We start from the raw sequence: 22,801 nt of genomic DNA, 5'->3' as shown, positions 1-22,801 counted from the left end.
TCAGTCCACCAGCTCCAGTGTTCGCCGCACTTCCAGCCGCCGTAACTTGCCCGACGAGGTGCGGGGCAGGGACCCCGGCGACATGAAAACCACATCGGCCGGCACGATTCCGCACACCGACGCGATGCGCTGAATCACTTCGCTGCGCGCCTGGCCCTCGTCATCGCCCTTGAACTCTGCCGCGACGACCAGGCCGGGGCGCGCAGATCGTTCGCCGGTGCCCAGGGCAACCACACAGCCTTCCCGCACGCCGTCGACTTGAGCGGCGATCAGCTCGATCTCCGTCGGGAAAATGTTGCGCCCCGCAATCGAGATGATTTCCTTGGCCCGGCCGCACACGACCAGGCCACCGTCATCGAAGAAGCCCAAATCGCCGGTGGGGAACCAGTCGTCGCGATCGATGGCCGGGTGACCCCGGTAGCCGTCCATCATCGACGTACCGCGAATCTCGATCTCGCCGATCTCGCGGTCGGCCGTGCCGGCATAGCGATCTGCGGACACGACCCGTATCTCCATGCCGGGCACCGCCTGGCCCAAGACAGCGTATTTGCGCGAACCGGTGTCGTCGGAAACGATGGCGAAGTTCAAGCCCGTGCCCGCCGCGGGCAGCGATACCGCGCAGGTGGCCTCGGCGAGGCCATATGACGGCGCCAGTGCACCGGCGTCAAATCCGAACGGCGCCATGGCTTCTGCGAACCGGCCAAATCCCTCGCAGTCGATCGGCTCCCCGCCGTTGATCGCCACCCGCATGGCACCCAGATCGACGTCGGACACCAGCGAGGCGTACTTGCCCAAGATGTTGTACGCCAAGTTGGGCGCGGCGGTAAGCGTCGCGTGGCTTTCCGACAGCCACTTCAGCCAATTGAAGGGCGACGCGGAGAACGCCGTCGGCGACGCCAGCCACAGCGGCAACCCGGCCAGCATCGAGGAAAGCACGCAGGTGAGCCCCATGTCGTGAAACATGGGCAGCCATGAGGACACAACGTCACGGGAGACGTCGAAGCCGAATCGTTGATCGACTCCGCGCATGTTGCTGAGCACGGCTCCCGGCGACAGCATCGCGGTTTTGGGCGATCCGGTCGATCCCGCCGTTCCTTGCAGAATGGCGTAGCCGGTGGATTCCGCGTGGGGCAGACCCGACGCCGAGCGGTGGGTGCGCGCCGCGGTTGCGAGGTCTTCGACCGTGATGCCCGGATGCGCTTCCGCTCGCAGACTTTCCAGCTGCGAGCCATGGCTCAGGACAGCACCGACCCCGATCTCGGCAAACCGGGCCAGTATCGACTCCGCCCAATGCCGTAACTCGGCGCCACGCACCGGCCCCGGCAGGATCGAGATGGCCGCGCCGGTCAGCCACGCACCCTGGATCGCGGCGACGAACTCGATCGTCGGCTCGCCCACGAGACCGACCGCGGTGGGTCGTTCATGGTCGAGCAGCCAGGCCCCAATTGCCTCGGCTAACCCGTGCACTTCCGGCCAGGAGCGCCGGTGCCACCCCGAGGTCTCCTTGTCGAAGACGGCCAATTCGGAGGTCGCGGCCCGCATCGACCGCGTAACCGCTGCCGCCAGTTCGCTCATTACGGTGTTTTCGCCGCGATCGCCGCGTCCACGTCGCCGACGGTGTCGCAGGTCAGGAGCTCTTCCTCGGAGAGCGCGACACCAAGCCGCTCCTCGATGGCGACCATGCCGACAGCAAAGGCGACCGAGTCCAAGCCGACATCGTCGATCAGTCTGGCTTCCGGGGTGACCCGGGTCATGTCGACGTTGAGGTCGTCGCGAAGAATGCTTTGCAGCGCACTGGTCACCGCGGAAGAAGAGGAGGCCATGGCGAGGGACCTTACACGGTCAGCTAAGGCAAGGCTAGCCTTGGTTCCGAGCTGAGAGTTACGCCACTCATGCCGCGTGCGAACTGGACTGCAATTCGCGCAGCGCGGTTCGCAGGCCCCGGCGCTGCCCCGTCGCAGGGTCGACGAAGCTCTCTCGCAGGCCCTCGCGGACACGGAACTTCAACTCGGAGTTGGTCTCCGGGGCGTCGTCCGGCGTCCCTTTGAGCAGTTTGTCCGGCAACGCGAGCTTGAGGATCGTCCAGAACGACTGCATGTATTGCCGGCCAAGGGATCCCGTGGTGTAGGGCAGGTCGTACTTCTCACACAGCTCGCGCACCCGCACCGAGATCTCCGCGTAGCGATTGCTCGGGAGGTCCGGAAAGAGGTGGTGCTCGATCTGATAGCAGAGATTTCCGCTCATGAATGCCAGCAGGGGCCCAGCGTTGAAGTTCGCCGACCCCAGCATCTGGCGCAGATACCACTCGCCCTGCGACTCGTTCTGGAATTCCTCTTTCGTGAACTTCTCGGCACCGTCCGGAAAGTGGCCGCAGAAGATCACCATGTAGGACCAGTAGTTGCGGATCAGGTTGGCGACCATATTGGCCCGCAGGGTGTGCTTCCAATTGCGTCCGGCCAACGCCGGAAATACGGCATAGTCCTTGCCGACCTGCTTACCGACCTTCTTAGCGATGATCCGCAGGTCCTTGCGCACTTGCGCCCAGGCCTTGTCATGCCGACGGACCGCCGAAAGCTCCAATCCGTGTGCCGCAACGCCCCATTCGAACAGCGTGCCCAGCAACAGGTTGTAGATCGGATTGCCAATCATCCACCGCGCCCAGGGTTCGTCGCGGGTCACCCTCATGATGCCGTAGCCGACGTCGTCATCCATGCCGACGATGTTGGTGTACTTGTGGTGAATGAAGTTGTGCGACTTCTTCCAATGGACGCTCGGCGAGGTGGTATCCCATTCCCATTCGGTGGAGTGGATCTCCGGGTCGTTCATCCAGTCCCATTGACCGTGGGTGATGTTGTGTCCGAGTTCCATGTTCTCGATGATCTTGCCGGTGCCGAGCATCGCCGTCCCCACGGCCCACGCGTACCTATTGCGGCTGGCCATCAACACGATTCGAGCGCCGACTACCAGAGCGCGTTGCAATTGAACCGAGCGTCGAATGTAGCGGGCGTCGCGCTCGCCGCGAGAATCTTCGATGTCGGCACGAATGGCGTCGAGCTCCCGCCCGAGCGCTTCGACGTCCTCGGCGCTCAGGTGTGCATATCGCTTTACGTCCGTGATTGCCATCAGTTTCCCCCTCAGATCTTCAGTGTGCAGTTGCCGGATGCGGTGGAAATGCAGGTTTGGATCCGGTCGCCTTCACCGTGTTCGGTCCCGGACCTGAAGTCGCGCACGTGCCCGGACTCCAGCGGCAGCACGCAGGTTTGACAGATGCCCATCCGGCATCCGAACGGCATCTGAATGCCCACCTTTTCTCCGGCTTCCAAAAGTGAAGTGGCGCCATCGATTTCGATTTCTTTGTCGGAAATCGCGAAGGTGACGGTGCCCCCTTCGCCGCCCTTATCGGTAGCGGCAATGGTAAAGCGCTCCATGTGCAGCAGATCGCCGGCGTCCGCTTTTTTCCAAACGTCTTCCGCGGCGTCCAGCAGGGCCGTGGGGCCGCATACCCATGCCGACCGCTCTTGCCAGTCGGCCACGATGTCGGCGAGTTCGTTGAAGTCGAGGTGACCCTCGGTTTCGGTGAGCTGCAAGTGGAGTCGATACCCGTCCCGGGATTCGTCCAGCTCTCGCAACTCGTCGCGGAAGATTACGTCGTCAGCGCTGGGTGCCGAGTGAATGTGCACGATGTCGGCGTGCTGTTTTCGGGCATTGAGCGTCCGCAGCATGGCCATCACCGGTGTGATGCCGCTGCCCGCGGTGACAAACAGGATCTTGGCCGGCGGCGGGTCGGGTAGCGCGAACTCCCCCTTCGGCGAAGCCAGGCGCACGATGATCCCCGGCTCCACACCGTTCACCAGGTGGGTCGACAAGAAACCCTCGGGGGTGGCCTTGACGGTGATCGTGATGTTCTTGTTGTCGCGCCGTGGAATAGACGTCAATGAATACGAGCGCCAGTGCCACCGGCCGTCGATCCGCAACCCGATACCGACGTACTGGCCAGGCCGGTACTTACCCGAGAAGCCCCACCCCGGCTTGATCGTCACGGTTGCCGAGTCCGCGGTCTCGGGATGCACATCCACGATCAGGCCGCGCAGTTCGCGAGCCGACCACAGCGGGTTGAGCATTTTGAGATAGTCATCGGGGAGCAACGGCGTGGTCGCACGGGCTGCGAGCCCGCGCGGCACGTTGACCCAGGACTTGGCGGTCTCGACGCCCCTTGCCGGCGCCGTGCTCCATCGAGTGAGGCTGCGCAGGGTAGAACCCATCATTTGTCCCTGTGGTCTATTAAGGTTTCCGTGCGTCGGCTGAGAACACGGTTGTCAGTCGGCTTCCCCACGACAGCATTCAATAAACAGTTGTTCGCTGAAATGGACGGCGGCCGGCGCTGCGTAGGCCCCCGCGCGGTACCGTCGAGGGGTGTCCAGCGAAGCCCCTCGGCGGCGCCATCACCGGCCCGCGCTGATCGTCCTGGCGATCGCTTCGGCCTGCGGCTGCCTGGCCTTGGGCTGGTGGCAGTGGACCCGCTTTCAATCGGCGTCGGGCACCTTCCAGAACCTCGGCTACGCGTTGCAGTGGCCGCTGTTCGCGTGGTTCTGCCTCTACGCGTACCGCAACTTCGTCCGCTACGAAGAGGCTCCGCCGAAACCGCGCAACCAGGGCGCGGTCACCGAGATCCCGGACGGGCTGTTACCCGAGCGGCCCGCGCCCGCACAGCAGCCCGCCGACGACCCCGCCCTGCGGGAGTACAACGCTTACCTAGCGCAGCTCGCAGCCAACGATGCCGAAAAGCAGAACAGGACCACTGCATGACCACGCCCGAGACACCCTCCGAGACCAGCGAAGCCGTCTCCGCCGACCGCATCCGCCCAGCCTTGCTCGGCTACCGAATCATGGCGTGGACGACGGGTCTGTGGCTGATCGCACTGTGCTACGAGATCGTCTCGCACCTCGCGTTCCACCACGAGATCCGGTGGATCGAAGTGGTGCACGGCTGGGTGTATTTCGCTTACGTGCTCACGGCTTTCAACCTGGCCATCAAGGTCCGCTGGCCGATCGGCAAGACCATCGGCGTGCTGTTGGCCGGCACGATCCCGCTGCTGGGCATCATCGTCGAGCACTTCCAGACCAAGGACATCAAGGCCCGCTACGGGCTGTGAGCTCGCTGCCGCGCGGCTAGGCCAGCTCGCGTAAGGCGGGCAGCAGCAGGGCCAGCGCGCGACCCCGATGCGAGGCCGCGTCCTTCTCCGCGGGACTCAACTGCGCCGCGGATCGCTCGGAGCCGGCCGGAACGAAAACCGGGTCGTAGCCGAACCCGCCGTCGCCGCGTGGCACCCGGGCGATCGCGCCCTGCCACTCGCCGCGGACGACGACTTCCCCGCTGCCCGACACCAGCGCGCAGGCCGACACGAACGCCGCGGAGCGCCGTTCGTCGGGCACATCGCGGAGCTGGGCAAGCAGCAGCGCGGTGTTGCCGGCGTCGTCGCCGTGGGTGCCCGCCCAGCGCGCCGACAGCACGCCGGGCATCCCATTGAGGGCAGTCACCTCCAGGCCGGAATCGTCGGCCACGGTCGCTAACCCGGTAGCGGCGAACGCATCCCGCGCCTTGGCCAACGCGTTGTCCTCGAACGTCGCACCGGTCTCGGGCGCCTCGTCGAACGGCGCCACCTCGTTGAGCGACACCAGCGTCAGCCCCGACAGCCCGGCACCGTCGAGCACTCGGCGCAGTTCGGCCAGCTTCTTGGGGTTGCGGCTGGCGACCAGCAGCCGTGACGATCGCGAGGGTGGCGAAGCCGGGCGCGGCGGGTCGTCACCATCAGGCACGGTCAGCTGCCGAACGCCTTCGGCGCGGTTGGCCCGTCGGGCAGCACGCCCGGGTACGGCAACTCCAGCGCCGCACGCTGCGCGGCGAAAAGTGTGTCGCACGCACCGAGCGCCATGTCGAGCAGCTTGTCCAGCGTCGAGCGTGGGAACGTCGCACCCTCGCCGGTGCCCTGGACCTCCACCAGGGTGCCCGTGTCGGTGGCGACGACGTTCATGTCGACCTCGGCGCGCGAATCCTCCTCGTAGGGCAGGTCGACGCGGATCCTGCCGTCGACCACACCGACGCTCACCGCCGCGATCGCGCACGACAACGGTCGTGGATCCGAGAGCTTGCCCGCCGCCGACAGGTAGGTCACCGCATCGGCCAGCGCCACATAGGCACCCGTGATCGCGGCGGTGCGAGTGCCACCGTCGGCCTGCAGCACATCGCAGTCGACGGCGATGGTGTTCTCCCCCAGCGCCGCCAGGTCGATGCACGCACGCAGCGAGCGCCCGACCAGCCGGCTGATCTCCTGGGTGCGCCCGGACAGCCGGCCCTTCACCGATTCGCGGTCGGAGCGGGTATGGGTGGCCGACGGCAGCATCGCGTACTCCGCGGTCAGCCAGCCCAGGCCAGACCCCTTGCGCCAGCGCGGTACTCCCTCGGTGACACTCGCGGTGCACAGGACTTTGGTTCCACCGAATCCGATCAGCACCGAACCCGCGGGATTCTCGGTGAAGCCCCGGGTGATGACTACCGGGCGAAGCTCGTCGTCATTGCGACCGTCTTCTCGTTTCGACACCCAATCACCCTAGCCACCCCGGCCCGGCGGGGCGTCGGGGAACCGGTCGGTCGAATCAGACTCGTTCGGAGTGCCGAACGTCGAAGGTCTCGTTGCACACCACGGCGTGCACCGGACCGTCGAACTCGGCCTTGGCTTCGCTGATCACGTCCTCACGCGAGGTCCACGGCGGGATGTGGGTCAGCAGCAGCTCGCGAACGCCGGCCTGCGCGGCGACCCGGCCCGCCTCGGTGCCGGACAGGTGCAAGGCGGGCGGACGGTCGGGCGCGTGCGTCCAGGACGCCTCGCAGAGGAATACGTCGGCGTCGCGCGCCAGCTCGACGAGCTGATCGCAGACCCCGGTGTCGCCGCTGTAGACGAACGACGCTCCGCCGGGATCGGTGATCCGCAAGCCGTAGGACTCGGTGGGGTGTGCCACCACCCGTGGCGTCACGGTAAGTGCACCGACCGCGACCGGCTCGCCGTCGACCCAGTGATGGACGTCGAATATGTCCGAGCAATCGTCGATTTCACCGCCGTAGGGTGACGACGCGGCGCCCAGCCGCGACCAGGTGTCGCTGGGGCCGTACAGCATCGCCTTGCCGAGGGGCTTCGACGACGGGTGGTAGCGGCGCCACACGAACAGCCCCGGCATATCGAGACAGTGGTCGGCATGCAGATGCGACAAGAGCACGTGCACGGTCCCCGGATCGGCGTGGCGCTGCAGGGCGCCTAGCACACCCCCGCCAAAGTCCAGTACCAGCGGCGGAGTGTCCGGAGCCCGAAGCAAATAACCCGACGCTGGCGAGTCCGGACCGACCACGCTGCCCGAGCAGCCGAGCACGGTTATTCGCACAGGCACTACTGTGCCATGCCCGGAACCACCATGAGAAAAACATCGCACGATTGATGTGATGAGAATCTCTCTGCGGCCTAGCCGATGGGCGAGTGTTGCACCGGCCGGACGCCGCCGACGGCGGGCCCCAGGAATCGCGCCGCCAGTTTCGTGAAGGCCTCGGGGTCGCCGGTAGCTTCGAAGACGCGGGTGGCCGCCGGCGCGTCATGCGGGCGCAGCAAATCCTGTTCGGTGAGTACCCGAAGCACTTCCTTCGCGGTTTCCTCGGCGCTGGAAACGAGCGTCACAGTTTCGCCCATCGCCAGTTGAATCAACCCCGACAGCAGCGGGTAGTGCGTGCAGCCCAGCACCAGCGTGTCGACCTGAGCGCGCTGCAGTGGCTCCAGATAGCCCTCGGCCAGTCCCAGCACCTGACGCCCGCTCGTCACGCCCCGCTCGACGAAGTCGACGAAGCGCGGGCAGGCCACCGCGGTGATCTCGGTGTCGCGGGCGGCGGCGAACGCGTCCTGGTACGCGTGCGAGGCGATGGTCGCCTGGGTACCGATGACACCGATGCGGCCGGTGCGGGTGGTCGCGACGGCGCGGCGCACGGCCGGCAGGATCACCTCGACGACGGGCACGTCGTAGCGCTCGCGGGCGTCGCGCAGGCAGGCCGCGGAGGCGGTGTTGCACGCGATCACCAACGCCTTCACGCCGCGGCTGACCAGATCGTCACCGATGGCCAGCGCGTGGGCGCGCACCTCGGGAATGGTCAGGGGACCGTAAGGGCCGTTGCCGGTGTCGCCGACGTAGACGATGTCCTCGTCCGGCAGTTGGTCGATGATCGCGCGGGCGACGGTCAATCCCCCGACGCCGGAGTCGAAGACCCCGACGGGCGCCAGTGCTGAACTCATGTCTTGAGCCGCGGCGCGTTGCCGGCCTTGCGCTTCGCCCGGGCCTTGCGTTCGGGAGCGGACAACAGATACGCGGCCACGATGCCGGCGACGGCACCGCAGAGGTGGCCCTGCCACGACACCCCGCCACATTGACCGAGCACCGGCATGGCACCCCACAGCACGCCGCCGTAGACGAACAGCACCACCAGGCCGATGACGATATCGCTGAGCTTCCGCACGAAGATCCCGAAGACCAGCAGGAAAGCCAGCCAGCCGAAGATCAGGCCGGACGCCCCGATGTGATCGGTCGGCCCGCAGTTGCTACCCCAGTTGCCGATCAACCAGGTGCCGAAGCCACCCAGGATCCACACGATTGCGGTGGCCCACACGAACCGGGACAAGCCGGCCAGGGTCATCAGAAAACCGAGCACCAGCAGCGGGACGGTATTGGCCATCAGGTGCTGCCAGTTGGCGTGCAGCACGGGCGCGAAGACGATCCCCCACAGGCCGTCGGTTTCCAGCGGCCTGATGCCGTTGGCGTCCAGCGAATGTCGCGACAGCTGGTCGAACAGCTCGATCAGGTACAGCAGCGCGACGAAGGTGAGGATGGTGGCCCCGCCGACCATCCAGTCGGGCCGCTTTTTCGGATGCGTAGCGGGTAGGCGCTGCTGTGCACCACTCATGCGCGCCGCTCCTCTTCATCGCTGCGCTCGGCGTCGTCGCCAGCGCGGCTCATGCCCGTAACTGCCCTTCTCGAGTGTCCTCGGCATCATCCAGGCTACCGGCATCCGCGCCCGTCAGCGGCACGTCAGCCCCCTATTCCGAATGCGCCGGGCAACGTGTCGCGGTAGGTCGGTATTCCGGCGACCGACTCGGCCGCCAGCACACCGACCAGCACCGCGCGCGCCAGGCAATCGGCGGCGGCGGCACCCACCTCGGTGACCAGCCGCGTCTCCGGAGACATCGCCGCGGGTGCGTCGGCCGGTGGCGGCACCTCGACCGCCCCGGTCGCCAGTGCGAACACGGTGTCGCCATCCAGCGGGGTGTGTGCCGGCCGGATGGTGCGGGCCAGGCCGTCCTGGGCGGCGATCGCGATGCGCCGGCAGGCCGCCGAGCTCAGGGCCGCGTCGGTGGCGACCACCGCGATCGTCGTATTGAGCGGTTCCAGCGGCGACCGGAGCTGCGCGAGCGTCTCGATCTGGTCGGCCGGCGGTGGCCTCAGCGCGAACGCCTCGATCAGGTCCGCCATCCACGGCAGGCCGGTGGCCCGGTCGACGACATCGCCCGCGGAGTTCACCGCGACGACGGCGCCGACGGTGACGCCCGACGGCAGCGTCGTCGACGCCGTTCCGATGCCGCCCTTGAGCACGCCGGCCCGCGCACCCACGCCGGCGCCGACCGTGCCGACCGCCGTCGCGCCGGCGGCCTCGCACGCTGCTTCACAGGCTTGAAAGCCGAACTCCGCCGTCGGCCGGCAATCCCAGCCGCCGACCGGCAGGTCGAAGATCACCGCGCCGGGCACGATGGGCACCAATCCGCCCTTCATCACCAGGCCGCGCTCGCGCTCCTCCAGCCATCGCATGACGCCGTCGGCGGCCGCCAAACCGTAGGCGCTGCCGCCGGCCAGCAGCACCGCGTCGACGAAGCGCACCGTGTTGGCCGGGTCCAGCAGATCGGTCTCCCGGGTGCCGGGCGCGCCGCCGCGGCAGTCGACCGCGCCGACAGTGCCCGGCGGTGTCAGCACGACAGTGACACCGCTGGCCCACCCGGCGCCCAACGACGCGTCGGGATCCAGCCGCTGGAAGTGACCGACGCGGATGCCGCCGACGTCGGTGATCGCGTTCATCCGGCCTGCTTTCCCATCAGCACCAGGACCAGGTACTCCTGCAGCACGGTCAGCCACTGGTAGACGTCGAAGTGGGTGGCCATCGGATGGTCGGCGGGCAGCCGTTCCGGCCCTTCCGGCCCGACTTCGAGCATGACCCCCAGCGCCAGCCGAATGTCGTTGACGGCCGAGATCCAGGCGTTGGCCTCGTCCTCGCTCAGCTCGAACCGTCCGCCACCGTCCGGAATTGTGTGCAACAACTGCTGTGCCGCAACACGTTTGGCGTCGATAATCTCCGGCTCGTGCAGACTGCGCAGCGCAGCGTTGAGAGCCTCGGGCGTTTCGCTTCCGACGCTCGATGCGCCCTCACCCTCGGGCCGGTAGAAGTCTGGCAGCAGCCGCCGCAGCGTCGGATCTCCGGGCGGCTCCGAGTTACCGGTCTTGATGCCGGTGATTTCCTCGAGTTCATCTGAGGGAGAAGAAGATTCGCGTTCGTCGAGCAGGTCGATCAACGCGCCGACCAGATTCTTGAGCAGATCGGCCTCGTGCGGGGCCAAGGAGGACCGGAAACGGGGACCACCTGCGGTCTCAACCCGCTTCCATTTGCGCACAGGAAATCCCGGATACCCCTCGAATCTCAGCGGTCCTGCTGCAGCGTCGCCCACAAACCGGCGGCGTGCAGCTTGGACACGTCGACTTCCATTGACTCGCGGCTACCCGCCGACACCACCGCCTTGCCCTCGTTGTGCACCTGCAACATCAGTTTGGTGGCCTGCGGCTCGCTGTAGCCGAACAACTTCTGGAACACATACGTCACGTAAGTCATCAAATTGACCGGGTCGTCCCACACGACGGTGACCCATGGACTGGCCGTGACCTCGACTGGAGCGGACTCGCGCTGCCCGGTGGTGCCGGGCTTGGTAGGCGCTGACGCAACAACCATGGCCTCCAGGATACCGAGAGACCCGCCACCGGCCGCCGGCCGTTACCGTTGCGGAATGAACGAGCCTGCCTTGGCCGGGCTGTTGACCGATAAGTACGAGTTGACCATGCTGGCAGCGGCGCTGCGCGACGGCACGGCCGGGCGCCGAACCACGTTCGAACTGTTCGCCCGTCGCCTGCCCGAGGGGCGGCGCTACGGTGTGGTCGCCGGCACCGGCCGTTTGCTGGAAGCGTTGCCACGGTTCCTGTTCGACGACGACGCGTGCGAGCTGTTGGCGCGATTCCTCGACGCTGAAACCCTGCGTTATCTCCGCGATTACCGGTTCACCGGCGATATCGACGGCTACGCCGAGGGCGAGTTGTACTTTCCCGGCTCGCCGGTGCTGACGGTGCGCGGCAGTTTCGCCGAATGCGTGGTGCTCGAAACGCTGGCGCTGTCGATCTTCAACCACGACACGGCGATCGCCTCCGCAGCGGCACGCATGGTCAGTGCCGCGGACGGTCGCCCGCTGATCGAGATGGGATCGCGGCGAACCCACGAACACGCCGCCGTCGCCGCGGCCCGCGCCGCCTATATCGCCGGATTCGCCGCGTCCTCCAACCTGGAAGCCGAGCGCCGCTACGGCATACCGACCGAAGGCACCGCCGCGCACGCGTTCACGATGCTGCACACCGGCGCGGACGGACCCGACGAGCTGGCGGCTTTTCGCGCCCAGGTCGACGCGCTGGGGGTGGACACCACGCTGCTGGTGGACACCTACGACGTGACGACCGGAGTGGCCAATGCCGTGGCCGCCGCCGGGACGACACTCGGGGCGGTGCGGATCGACTCCGGCGAACTCGGAGTGCTGGCCCGCCGGACGCGCGAACAACTCGACCAGCTGGGCGCCACCGGCACCCGCGTTGTGGTCTCCGGCGATCTCGACGAGTTCTCCATCGCCGCGCTGCGGGCCGAGCCGGTGGACAGTTACGGCGCCGGCACCGCGGTAGTCACCGGCTCGGGCGCGCCGACCGCGGGAATGGTCTACAAGCTGGTCGAAGTCGACGGCATACCGGTACAGAAACGCAGTAGCCACAAGGTGTCCCAGGGCGGCCACAAGGAAGCGCTGCGACTGTCGCGGCCGACCGGCACGATCACCGAAGAGGTCGTGCATCCGGCGGGCCGGCCACCGTCGATCAGCCAACCGTCCCGGGTGCTGACCACGCCGCTCGTTCGCGGCGGCGAAGTGGTGGCCGGCACAGGACACGCGGCCCTGGCCGCCGCCCGGGAGCTGGTCGCGTCCGGGTTGCACAGCCTGCCCTGGGAGGGCCTGAAATTGGCGCACGGCGAACCGGCGATTCCGACGATGCACTTTCCGGTCTGAGCGCCCGATTGCAGATAACGTCGACGACGTGTCCGCATCCGTACCCGAGCTGTTGGCCATCGCCGTGGCCGCACTCGGCGGCACCGAGCGCAGTGGCCAGCTGGAGATGGCGACCGCGGTCGCGCGAGCATTCGACACTGGTGAGCACCTCGCGGTGCAGGCGGGCACCGGAACCGGCAAGTCGCTGGCCTACCTGATTCCCGCGATCGTGCACGCGATCGCCGACGAGACACCGGTGGTGGTGTCGACGGCGACGATCGCCTTGCAGCGCCAGCTGGTCGACCGCGACCTGCCGCGGCTGGCGGACTCGCTGGCCGACGCGCTGCCCCATCCCCCGCAGTTCGCGCTGCTCAAAGGACGACGAAATTATCTGTGTTTGAACAAGATTCACGGAGGTGTTTTAGGCTCAACCGAGGAACCGGATGCCGACGAGGGACGGCCGCAGGAGGAGTTGTTCAATCCGATGGCGGCCAGCGCCCTGGGCCGCGACGTGCAACGGCTCACCGCCTGGGCCTCGACGACCGATTCGGGTGACCGCGACGACCTCAAACCCGGTGTGCCGGACCGCTCCTGGTCACAGGTCAGCGTCTCCGCCCGGGAGTGCCTCGGGGTGGCGCGCTGCCCGTTCGGCACTGAGTGCTTTTCCGAACGCGCGCGCTCCCGCGCCGGTGTGGCCGATGTCGTCGTCACCAATCACGCCCTGCTAGCCATCGACGCCGTCTCGGAATCCGCAGTGCTGCCCGAACATTCGCTGCTGGTCGTCGACGAGGCGCACGAGCTGGTCGACCGGGTGACGTCGGTGGCCACCGCGGAGTTGACGTCGGCCGCCCTGGGGGTCGCGGCGCGGCGGATCACCCGACTGGTGAATCCAGAACTGGTCCAACGACTGGAGGCGACGACCGCGACCTTCGCGGCGGCGATCCATGACGCCACGCCGGGCCGCATCGATCATCTCGACGACGAGCTGGCGACTTACCTGCGGGCGCTGCGCGACGTGGCCGGCGCGGCGCGCGCCGACATCGACACCACCAGCGACTCCAAGGCGGCCGCGGCCCGCGCCGAAGCCATTGCGGCACTGAGCGAGATCTCCGATACCGCGTCGCGGATCCTGACGTCTTTCGGGCCCGCGATCCCCGATCGTACCGAGGTGGTGTGGCTGGACCACGAGGACAACCGGGGCTCGCCGCGACCCGTGCTGCGGGTGGCACCGCTGACGGTGGCCGGCTTGCTGCGCAATCACGTGTTCACGCGGTCGACGACCGTGCTGACCTCGGCCACACTGACGGTCGGCGGCTCCTTCGACGCGATGGCCTCGGCATGGGGACTCAAAGGACCAGACGAGGCAACGGACGGCCCAGCGTGGCGTGCCCTGGACGTCGGATCGCCGTTCGAGCACGCCAAGGCCGGAATCCTATACGTGGCGGCGCATCTGCCTCCGCCGGGCCGCGACGGCACCGGCTCGGCCGAACAGCTGACCGAGATCGCCGAACTGATCACCGCCGCCGGCGGGCGCACCCTGGGTCTGTTCTCGTCGATGCGCGCCGCCCGGGCCGCCGCCGACGCCATGCGCGAACGGCTGTCCACACCGGTGCTGTGCCAGGGCGACGACAGCACCTCGGCGTTGGTCGAGCAGTTCAGCGCCGATCCCGAGACCTCGCTGTTCGGCACGCTGTCGCTGTGGCAGGGCGTCGACGTGCCGGGGCCGTCGCTGTCGCTGGTGCTGATCGACCGCATCCCGTTCCCGCGGCCGGACGATCCGCTGCTGGGTGCCCGGCAGCGCGCGGTGGCCGCCCGCGGCGGCAACGGCTTCATGGCCGTCGCGGCCAGTCACGCGGCGCTGCTGCTGGCGCAGGGCTCGGGGCGGCTGCTGCGCCGCGTCACCGACCGCGGCGTGGTCGCGGTGCTCGACTCGCGGATGGTCACCGCCGGCTACGGAGGCTACCTGCGCGCGTCGCTGCCGCCGTTTTGGCAGACCACCAACGCCGAGCAGGTCCGCGGCGCGCTGCGGCGACTGCGCACCGCGACCGACGGCCTGTCGGAGGCGGGCTAACCGGCGAGGGCGACCAGGCCGAGCTCGTTGCCGCCCGCGAGCATCGGGTGATGCGGCAGCACCCGGACGGTGTACCCGACCGCCCCGGCCACCGGCAGCGAGGTCGTCGTCGAGAACACCTGGTTGCCGCCTTCGGCCGTTCCGGTGTAAGACATTTCGACGGTGACCGGGTCCTGCAGCACATCACCGGAATCGACCCGGCCCACCACCGCCTCCACGGTGACCTCGTCGGGTGCCAGCCCCGCCAGCTGCACGGTCGCGGTGAGGGTGAGCTTCGAGCCGAGCACCGGCGTATCGGGCAGACCGGTGGAGTCGACGTCGGTGATCTTGACCATGGGCCACGCCTGTACGGCGCGCCGCCGGTAGTCGGCCAGCTCACGCGCGGCGCCGAACGCGCCCTCACCGGTGTCGGCGACGGTCTTGCGCAGCGACTGCGCCGCCGGCACGTAGTACTGCTCGACGTAGTCGCGCACCATCCGCGAAGCCAGCACCTTAGGCCCGAGCGTTTGCAGGGTGTGCCGGACCATTTCGATCCAGCGCGGCGGCACCCCGTGTTCGTCGCGCTCGTAGAACTTCGGGGCCACCGCCTGTTCGAGTAGGCCGTACAGGGCGCTGGACTCCAGCTCGTCGCGGCGTTCCTCGTCACTCACCCCGTCGGCCGACGGTATCTCCCAACCGTTTTCGCCGTCATACCATTCGTCCCACCAGCCGTCGCGGATGGACAGGTTCAACCCGCCGTTGAGCGCACTTTTCATTCCCGAAGTGCCGCAAGCCTCCAGCGGCCGCAACGGATTGTTGAGCCAGACGTCGCAGCCCCAATACAGCAGCCGGGCCATGGACATGTCGTAGTCGGGCAGGAACGCGATGCGGTGACGCACCTCGGGCCGGTCGGCGAACCGCACCACCTGCTGGATCAGGGCCTTGCCCCCGTCGTCGGCCGGGTGCGACTTCCCGGCGACGATCAGCTGGATCGGCCGTTCCTTGTTGAGCAGCAATCGTTCCAACCGATCGGGGTCGCTCAGCATCAACGTCAACCGTTTATAGGTCGGCACCCGGCGGGCGAAACCGACCGTTAGCACGTCCGGATCGAAAGCCTTTGCAATCCAGCCTAATTCAGCGTCCGATGCGCCGCGCTCCAACCACGAGCGACGCAGACGGCGCCGGACGTCGTCGACCAGCAGCGCGCGCAGTTGGGAGCGGATCCACCACAGGTGACCGGGATCGACTTCTCGCAGCCGCAGCCACACGCCCGGGTCGCTGAACGCCGAGTCGTCCGGCCCGGCCAGCTCGCGGCCCAGCTGCAACCATTGCGGCGCCGCCCAGGTGCGGGCGTGCACACCGTTGGTGATCGACCCGATCGGCACCTCGGCACGGTCGAATCCCGGCCAGAGCTCGTTGAACATGGTCCGGCTCACCCGGCCGTGCAGCAGCGAGACGCCGTTGGCGCGTTGCGCGAGCCGCAGACCCATGTGCGCCATATTGAATTTCGTCTCGTCTTCCTCGGCGCCCAGCGCGATCACCCGATCGAGCGGCACGCCCGGCAGCAAGGCGAGCTCCTGATCGTCGAGGTCCTCGTCGGAATGGTCGTCGAAGTAGAGCCGCACCATGTCCACCGGGAAGCGGTCGATGCCGGCGGGCACCGGCGTGTGCGTGGTAAATACGGTGCTGGACCGCACCACGGTCAGGGCGGTGTCGTAGTCCAGGCCCGCGTCGGTGATCAGCTCCCGAATGCGTTCGGCGCCGAGGAACCCCGCGTGCCCCTCGTTCATGTGGAACACCTCGGGCGCGGGCAGGCCTTCGACGGCGGTAAACGCACGGATTGCCCGCACCCCGCCGATGCCCGCCAAGATCTCCTGCTTGATCCGGTGTTCCTGGTCGCCGCCGTACAGCCGGTCCGTGACGCTACGCAGATCGTGCTCGTTCTCCGGCACATCGGAGTCGAGCAACAGCAGCGGGACCCGGCCCACCTGCGCTACCAGGATGCGGGCGGTCAGCTGCGCCGAGTCGGGCAGCGACAGTTGCACCAGCACCGGATCCCCGGCGGCGTCGGTGAGCAATCGCAGCGGCAGCCCCTGCGGATCCAGAGACGGATAGGTCTCGTTCTGCCAGCCTTCGGCACTCAGCGACTGCCGAAAATACCCGGAGCGGTAGTACAGGCCGACGGCGATCAGCGGCACGCCCAGATCGGACGCGGACTTGAGGTGGTCGCCGGCCAGGATGCCCAGGCCACCGGAGTAGTTGGGCAACACCTCGGCGACGCCGAACTCCATCGAGAAGTACGCGATAGCGGTCGGCATCTCGACACCGGCTTCCTGCTGCTGCTGGTACCACAGCGGCCGACTCAGGTAGTCGTTCAAGTCGGCGGACAGCTCGTCGAGCCAGCGCAAGAAGTCCTCGTCGAGCGCCAATTCGTCGAGGCGCGCGGGCTTGACCGCGCCCAGCAGCGCCACCGGATCGCTACCGCAATTGGCCCACAGCGTGGGATCGATGGTCGCGAACAAGTCTTGCGTCGCCTTGTCCCAGGACCATCGCAGATTGATGGACAGCTGTTCGAGTGCGGCGAGCCGCTCGGGCAGATGGGCGCGGACGGTAAAGCGACGGAGTGCTTTCACACATGACCACCTTACTGAGGATTGCCGGCAGCGCAGGTCGGTGTTCGACCGTTCGCCGCCGGGCGTGTGTGACCAGACACTAGGGTGGGTACGGGTAGTTATCGGGGCCGCAAAGACGCTTCCCCGGTACAGGAACTTTCCCCACAAGACGATGTTTCCTGAGACGGCAGGCATTCCGCGCCGCACCACAATCCGCGGTTTGCCCGCAATCAATCGGATGGAACGGAGTGGTGGTGCCCGGTCGTGTCGAGATCGATAACGTCGCACCCGTCGTTTCCTGCGGCGCATGCCCCGCCAAGGCGGTAGTCGGAGAAACGGTCCCAGTCAGCGCCGCGGTGTGGCGAGAAGGCCACGACGCGGTCGCGGCGACCCTGGTAGTCCGCTACCTCGGGCCGCGCTATCCGCAGGTCACCGAGACCCGCCGCGTCACGGCGGTGCAGGCCCCGGAACGATTGGCCTCCCCGGTCGACGGTAAGCCCGTCGAGCGGGTCAAACCGCTGCAGCTGCCGATGACGATGGGCCTGGAACCTTACGTCTTCCATGGCCAGTTCACGCCCGACCGGGTCGGGTTATGGACCTTCCGCGTCGATGGTTGGGGCGACCCCATCCACAGCTGGCGGCACGGACTGCTGGCCAAGCTGGATGCCGGCCAGGGCGAGAAGGAATTGTCCAACGATCTCTTGGTCGGCGCCAGTTTGCTCGAGCGTGCGGCGACCGGAGTGCCGCGCACGAATCGTGATCCGGTGCTCGCGGCCGCCGCGGCGTTGCGGGCCCCGGGAGATCCGGTAACACGCAGCGCGCTGGCGCTGGCACCCGAGGTCGACGAGATCCTGGACACCTATCCCCTGCGGGAGATCGTCACCCGCGGCGAGCAGTACGGGGTCTGGGTGGACCGACCGCTGGCCCGCTTCGGCTCGTGGTACGAGATGTTTCCGCGCTCGACCGGCGGCTGGGACGCCGACGGAAACCCCGTGCACGGCACGTTCGCGACGGCGGCCGCGGACCTGCCGCGCATCGCCGACATGGGGTTCGATGTCGTGTACCTGCCGCCGATCCATCCGATCGGCAAGGTACACCGCAAAGGGCGCAACAATTCGCCCACCGCGGCGCCCGGAGATGTGGGCTCGCCCTGGGCCATCGGTAGCGACGAGGGCGGCCACGACGCGATCCACCCAGAGCTCGGGACGATCGAGGACTTCGACAAATTCGTCGCCGCGGCACGCGATCTGGGCATGGAAGTCGCCTTGGACCTGGCACTGCAATGCGCCCCGGATCACCCCTGGGCGCGCGAACACCGGCAGTGGTTCACCGAATTGCCGGACGGCACCATCGCCTACGCGGAGAATCCGCCGAAGAAATACCAGGACATCTATCCGATCAACTTCGACAACGACCCGGCCGGCCTATACGACGAAGTGCTCCGCGTGGTCCGGCACTGGGTCGACCACGGTATCAAGTTCTTCCGGGTCGACAACCCGCACACCAAACCACCCGACTTCTGGGCCTGGCTGATCGGTCAGGTCAAGGATGCCGATCCCGACGTGCTGTTCCTGTCCGAGGCGTTCACCCCGCCGGTTCGGCAGTACGGACTGGCGAAGCTGGGCTTCACCCAGTCCTACAGCTACTTCACCTGGCGCACGGCCAAATGGGAGCTCACCGAATTCGGCAATGACATCTCCGCTCTCGCCGATTTCCGGCGGCCGAATCTGTTCGTGAACACGCCCGACATCCTGCACGCGATACTGCAGCACAACGGCCCGGGCATGTTTGCCATCCGGGCGGTGCTGGCCGCGACGATGAGCCCGGCCTGGGGCGTCTACTCGGGCTACGAGCTGTTCGAGCACCGCGCGGTACGGGAGGGCAGCGAAGAGTACCTCGACTCGGAGAAGTACGAATTGCGTCCCCGCGACTACGCGACAGCGCTCGCCGAGGGCAGGTCGCTCGAACCGTTCCTGAAGCAACTCAACGCAATTCGACGCGTCCATCCCGCACTGCAGCAGTTGCGCACTATTTACTTCCATGGCGTCGACAACGACGCGCTGATGGCCTTCAGCAAGTTCGACCCGGCCACCGGCGACTGCGTGCTGGTGGTGGTGACGCTCAACGCATTCGGGCCCGAGGAAGGCAATCTGTGGTTAGACATGGCGGCATTGGGTATGGAGTCCTATGAGCGGTTCTGGGTGCGCGACGAGATAACCGGCCAGGAATTCCAATGGGGGCAGTCCAACTACGTTCGCATCGACCCCGGGCAGGCCGTCGCGCACGTCATCAATATGCCAATCATCCCGCAGGAGTCTCGAAACACGTTGCTGCGCAGGAGGTAAGAGGACCCGAAAGGGGATACCAGCATGAGTCGAACCGAGAGCCGAACAGATCAAACGCGCCTGGCGCCCGACCCCGGCGACGTGGCCCGGCTGGTGGCGGGCACACACCACAACCCGCACAGCATCCTGGGCGCCCACGAGTACGGCGACCACAGCGTCATCCGGGCATTCCGCCCGCATGCGCAGGAAGTCGTCGCGCTCGTCGGTGACGACGAGTTCGCAATGCAGCATCTCGAATCCGGTTTGTTCGCCGTCGCACTGCCGTTCGCGAACCTGATCGATTACCGGCTGAAGGTGGACTACGGTTCCGGCGCGCACGTGACCGCCGATGCGTACCGGTTCCTGCCCACGCTCGGCGAGGTCGACCTGCACCTGTTCGCCGAGGGCCGCCACGAGCGACTCTGGGAAGTGCTCGGTGCCCACCCCCGCTCGTTCACCACGGCCGACGGCGTCGTCGACGGCGTGTCGTTTGCGGTATGGGCGCCGAACGCCAAGGGCATCAGCCTGATCGGCGAGTTCAACGGCTGGACCGGCACCGAGGCCCCGATGCGGGTGCTGGGCTCCACCGGGGTGTGGGAGTTGTTCTGGCCCGGATTCCCGGCCGACGGCCTGTACAAGTTCCGTGTGCACGGCGCCGACGGCGTCGTCACCGAACGCGCCGACCCGTTCGCCTTCGCCACCGAGGTGCCCCCGCACACCGCATCGCGGGTGACGACGAGCAGCTACAGCTGGACCGACGGGGACTGGATGACGCAGCGGGCGCAGCGCAATCCGGTCTTCGAACCGATGAGCACCTATGAGGTGCATCTCGGATCGTGGCGAACCGGGCGCACCTACCGCCAGCTCGCCACCGAGCTGACGAATTACGTTGTCGAGCATGGGTTTACGCACGTCGAGCTGCTTCCGGTGGCCGAACACCCGTTCGCCGGATCCTGGGGATACCAGGTCACCTCGTACTACGCCCCGACATCGCGATTCGGCACTCCCGACGACTTCCGGGCGCTGGTCGACGCACTGCACCAGGCCGGCATCGGCGTGATCGTGGACTGGGTTCCGGCGCACTTCCCTAAGGACGCGTGGGCGCTGGGCCGCTTCGACGGCACCCCACTCTACGAGCACTCCGATCCCAAGCGGGGTGAGCAACTGGACTGGGGCACCTACGTTTTCGACTTCGGCCGCCGCGAGGTACGCAACTTCCTGGTCGCCAACGCGTTGTACTGGCTCGAGGAGTACCACATCGACGGCCTGCGAGTGGACGCGGTGGCCTCGATGCTCTACCTGGACTACTCGCGGCCCGCGGACGGCTGGTCACCCAACATCTACGGCGGGCGAGAAAACCTCGAAGCAGTGCAGTTCCTGCAGGAGATGAACGCCACGGCACACAAGGCCGCACCGGGCATCGTCACGATCGCCGAGGAGTCGACCTCGTGGCCTGGCGTGACGCGGCCGACCAACCTTGGCGGCCTTGGCTTTTCGATGAAGTGGAACATGGGCTGGATGCACGACACACTGGACTACATCAGCCGCGACCCGATTTACCGCAGCTTCCACCACCACGAGATGACCTTCTCGATGCTCTATGCGTTCAGCGAGAACTACGTGTTGCCGCTCAGCCATGACGAGGTCGTGCACGGCAAGGGCACGCTGTGGAGCCGGATGCCGGGCAACAATCACGTGAAAGCGGCCGGACTGCGCAGCCTGCTGGCCTATCAGTGGGCCCACCCCGGCAAGCAATTGCTGTTCATGGGACAGGAATTCGGCCAGCGCGCCGAGTGGTCGGAGCAAAACGGTCTGGATTGGTGGCAGCTCGACGAGCAGGGCTTCTCCAACGGGGTGCTGCGTTTCGTCCGGGACATCAACGCGATTTACCGCGAACATCCGGCGCTGTGGAGCCGCGACACCACGCCCGACGGCTATTCCTGGATCGACGCCAACGACTCCGGCAACAACGTGTTGAGCTTCCTACGCTATGGCAAGGACGACTCGGTGATGGCGTGCGTCTTCAATTTCGCAGGCTCCGAGCACAGCGGCTACCGGCTCGGTCTGCCCCGCGCCGGTCGTTGGCGCGAGGTGCTCAACACCGACGCGACGGACTACAACGGTTCCGGGATAGGCAATCTCGGCGGCGTGGATGCCACCGAGGACCCGTGGCACGGCCGCCCGGCCTCGGCGCAGCTGGTGTTGCCGCCCAACTCGGCGCTGTGGCTAGAACCTGAGTAGATAACTGCCAGCCCCCGCGAGCAGCAGACGCAGCATCGTCGCGACCGCGCGGATTTAACGCGCTCGGCTCGAGGAGTATCAGTCGAGGAGTATCAGTAGAGCGCGTTGGCGAGGTTTCGCCGACCGACGATGACGTCGGGGTCGGTGGGATCGAAGAGTTCGAACAACTCGATCAGTCTGGTTCGTACCTGAGTGCGGTCGTCACCAGATGTGCTGCGCACCAACGCAGTCAAGCGTTCGAATGCCGCGGTGACGTCCTGGTTGAGGATCTGCACATCGGCGGCCGCGAAGGCCGCTTCGATGTCGCCAGGAGCGGCATCCGCAACGGCCACGGCATCGGGACGCTGTGCGGTTGCGCGGGTGAGGAAATCGATCTGACGGATCGCGCCCTTCGCCTCGACACTGTCCGGATTGGTCTGCAGCAGCGCCTGATAGGACTGCTTGGCCGCGTCGAAATCGCCGGCCTCGAGCTGCTGGCGCGCTTGGGCCAACGCCGGGTCAACCTCGGCATCGTCCTCGGAACCGGTTGAGCCCTTGAGCTTTCCGGCCGTGGCCGACAGCAGCTGATCCAGCCAGCGGCGCAACTGATCGGCCGGCTGCGAGCCTTGGAAACTGGACAGCGGCTGACCGGCGGCCAGGGCCACGACGGTAGGAACCGCATCGACACCGAAGATTTGGGCCACCCGGGGCGCGACATCGACATTGACCGTCGCCAGCGCCCATTTGCCGCCGTCCTCGGCGGCCAGCCCGGACAGCGTGTCGACCAGCTCGACGCAGGTCTCGCTGCGCGGCGACCACAAGGCGACCACGACGGGCACCTCGTCGGACCGGATCAGCACCTCGGCTTCGAAATTGGCCTCGCTGACTTCGATGGTTCCCGACCCCGCCGATGTCGACCGGGTCGCGGCGCCGGCGGCCGGCGGGCTCTGCTGAGCACGTTGCTTCAGACCTGACAGGTCGACCGCACCAGCCAGCGCAGGCCCGATCGAGGATCTCGGACGCGTCACGCCGTCAAGTCTGTCATGCGCGCCGACGACCAAGCCACCCGGTGTCGCGGGCGATGGCGCGCGGGAAAATCCCGGCGAAAATCGGAGCCGATCGGGCCGCCGCTCGGCTCATGAGAGCAACATCACAACGAGCACTGAAACCGGCGTC

The 22,801-nt window shown here is 67.1% G+C and carries 20 protein-coding genes; 6 read left to right on the top strand and 14 right to left on the bottom strand.

The annotated features are described in order from the left end of the window. From mbtM to G6N54_RS26275, 4 genes are all read right to left on the bottom strand, one after another. Positions 1-1,575 (bottom strand): long-chain-fatty acid--ACP ligase MbtM, encoded by a 1,575-nt coding sequence (gene mbtM, locus G6N54_RS26290; RefSeq protein ID WP_163793372.1) that lies wholly within the window; start codon positions 1,573-1,575, stop codon positions 1-3. Further along, positions 1,575-1,823, bottom strand: a complete 249-nt coding sequence (locus G6N54_RS26285; RefSeq protein ID WP_163793370.1) for an acyl carrier protein — start codon at positions 1,821-1,823, stop codon at positions 1,575-1,577. Before G6N54_RS26285 ends, mbtM begins: the two co-directional genes overlap by 1 nt. A 67-nt stretch (positions 1,824-1,890) precedes the next feature. Then, positions 1,891-3,123 (bottom strand): fatty acid desaturase family protein, encoded by a 1,233-nt coding sequence (locus G6N54_RS26280; protein WP_163793368.1) that lies wholly within the window; start codon positions 3,121-3,123, stop codon positions 1,891-1,893. 11 nt (positions 3,124-3,134) lie between these two features. Beyond that, on the bottom strand, positions 3,135-4,262 hold the full coding sequence (locus G6N54_RS26275) for a ferredoxin reductase (protein WP_163793366.1): 1,128 nt from the start codon (positions 4,260-4,262) through the stop codon (positions 3,135-3,137). Between the two features lie 151 nt (positions 4,263-4,413). Here G6N54_RS26275 and G6N54_RS26270 point away from each other — a divergent pair, with 151 nt between their 5' ends. Beyond that, entirely contained in the window at positions 4,414-4,806 is a 393-nt protein-coding gene (locus G6N54_RS26270; protein WP_163793364.1) for a hypothetical protein, read from the top strand. Next, entirely contained in the window at positions 4,803-5,153 is a 351-nt protein-coding gene (locus G6N54_RS26265; RefSeq protein ID WP_163793362.1) for a DUF3817 domain-containing protein, read from the top strand. The genes G6N54_RS26270 and G6N54_RS26265 overlap by 4 nt, the downstream gene beginning before the upstream one ends. Before the next feature lie 16 nt (positions 5,154-5,169). On the opposite strand, the gene rdgB is transcribed toward G6N54_RS26265, so the two are convergent. The 8 genes from rdgB to clpS all read right to left on the bottom strand — a co-directional run bounded on the left by rdgB (position 5,170) and on the right by clpS (position 11,077). Next, complete coding sequence (gene rdgB / locus G6N54_RS26260; protein ID WP_179969128.1) at positions 5,170-5,817, bottom strand: RdgB/HAM1 family non-canonical purine NTP pyrophosphatase; 648 nt, start codon at positions 5,815-5,817, stop codon at positions 5,170-5,172. A gap of 2 nt (positions 5,818-5,819) precedes the next feature. Beyond that, a complete protein-coding gene (rph, locus tag G6N54_RS26255) occupies positions 5,820-6,599 on the bottom strand; it encodes a ribonuclease PH (protein WP_163793359.1) in 780 nt (259 codons plus the stop codon). 55 nt (positions 6,600-6,654) lie between these two features. Then, positions 6,655-7,440 (bottom strand): cyclic nucleotide-degrading phosphodiesterase, encoded by a 786-nt coding sequence (locus G6N54_RS26250; protein WP_163793357.1) that lies wholly within the window; start codon positions 7,438-7,440, stop codon positions 6,655-6,657. 71 nt (positions 7,441-7,511) lie between these two features. Beyond that, the gene (gene murI / locus G6N54_RS26245) at positions 7,512-8,327 is read right to left on the bottom strand and encodes a glutamate racemase (RefSeq protein WP_163793355.1); all 816 of its coding nucleotides are present in this window, start codon (positions 8,325-8,327) and stop codon (positions 7,512-7,514) included. Continuing rightward, positions 8,324-8,992, bottom strand: a complete 669-nt coding sequence (locus G6N54_RS26240) for a rhomboid family intramembrane serine protease (protein WP_179969127.1) — start codon at positions 8,990-8,992, stop codon at positions 8,324-8,326. The genes murI and G6N54_RS26240 overlap by 4 nt, the downstream gene beginning before the upstream one ends. Before the next feature lie 125 nt (positions 8,993-9,117). Beyond that, positions 9,118-10,155 carry a P1 family peptidase gene (locus tag G6N54_RS26235; RefSeq protein ID WP_163793353.1) on the bottom strand — a complete coding sequence of 346 codons (1,038 nt, stop codon included), beginning with the start codon at positions 10,153-10,155 and terminating at the stop codon, positions 9,118-9,120. Further along, entirely contained in the window at positions 10,152-10,745 is a 594-nt protein-coding gene (gene aosR, locus G6N54_RS26230) for an oxidative stress transcriptional regulator AosR (RefSeq protein WP_163793350.1), read from the bottom strand. Before aosR ends, G6N54_RS26235 begins: the two co-directional genes overlap by 4 nt. A 26-nt stretch (positions 10,746-10,771) precedes the next feature. Next, entirely contained in the window at positions 10,772-11,077 is a 306-nt protein-coding gene (clpS, locus tag G6N54_RS26225; protein WP_163793348.1) for an ATP-dependent Clp protease adapter ClpS, read from the bottom strand. Between clpS and G6N54_RS26220 the strand changes: the two genes are divergently transcribed. Then, positions 11,076-12,440, top strand: a complete 1,365-nt coding sequence (locus tag G6N54_RS26220; protein ID WP_372513300.1) for a nicotinate phosphoribosyltransferase — start codon at positions 11,076-11,078, stop codon at positions 12,438-12,440. The genes clpS and G6N54_RS26220 overlap by 2 nt on opposite strands. A 7-nt stretch (positions 12,441-12,447) precedes the next feature. Beyond that, positions 12,448-14,490: an ATP-dependent DNA helicase gene (locus G6N54_RS26215; protein ID WP_163794991.1), complete on the top strand. Its 2,043-nt coding sequence runs from the start codon at positions 12,448-12,450 to the stop codon at positions 14,488-14,490. Here G6N54_RS26215 and glgP read toward each other — a convergent pair. After that, positions 14,487-17,102 carry an alpha-glucan family phosphorylase gene (gene glgP, locus G6N54_RS26210; protein WP_163793343.1) on the bottom strand — a complete coding sequence of 872 codons (2,616 nt, stop codon included), beginning with the start codon at positions 17,100-17,102 and terminating at the stop codon, positions 14,487-14,489. The two genes, G6N54_RS26215 and glgP, sit on opposite strands and share 4 nt — an antisense overlap. Before the next feature lie 233 nt (positions 17,103-17,335). Here glgP and G6N54_RS26205 point away from each other — a divergent pair, with 233 nt between their 5' ends. Together G6N54_RS26205 and glgB are read left to right on the top strand one after the other, a co-directional pair. Then, positions 17,336-19,426 (top strand): alpha-1,4-glucan--maltose-1-phosphate maltosyltransferase, encoded by a 2,091-nt coding sequence (locus tag G6N54_RS26205; RefSeq protein WP_232073023.1) that lies wholly within the window; start codon positions 17,336-17,338, stop codon positions 19,424-19,426. Between the two features lie 24 nt (positions 19,427-19,450). Continuing rightward, positions 19,451-21,646 (top strand): 1,4-alpha-glucan branching protein GlgB, encoded by a 2,196-nt coding sequence (glgB, locus tag G6N54_RS26200; protein ID WP_163793340.1) that lies wholly within the window; start codon positions 19,451-19,453, stop codon positions 21,644-21,646. A 92-nt stretch (positions 21,647-21,738) separates the two neighbouring features. Here the strand turns inward: glgB and G6N54_RS26195 are convergent, their stop codons facing one another. Beyond that, entirely contained in the window at positions 21,739-22,653 is a 915-nt protein-coding gene (locus G6N54_RS26195; RefSeq protein WP_163793338.1) for a thioredoxin family protein, read from the bottom strand. Positions 22,654-22,801: the final 148 nt, after the last annotated feature.

Origin of the sequence: Mycobacterium stomatepiae (assembly GCF_010731715.1) — a bacterium.
In the GTDB taxonomy this organism is placed as follows: domain Bacteria; phylum Actinomycetota; class Actinomycetes; order Mycobacteriales; family Mycobacteriaceae; genus Mycobacterium; species Mycobacterium stomatepiae.
This window is presented reverse-complemented; position numbering and strand designations above follow the sequence as displayed.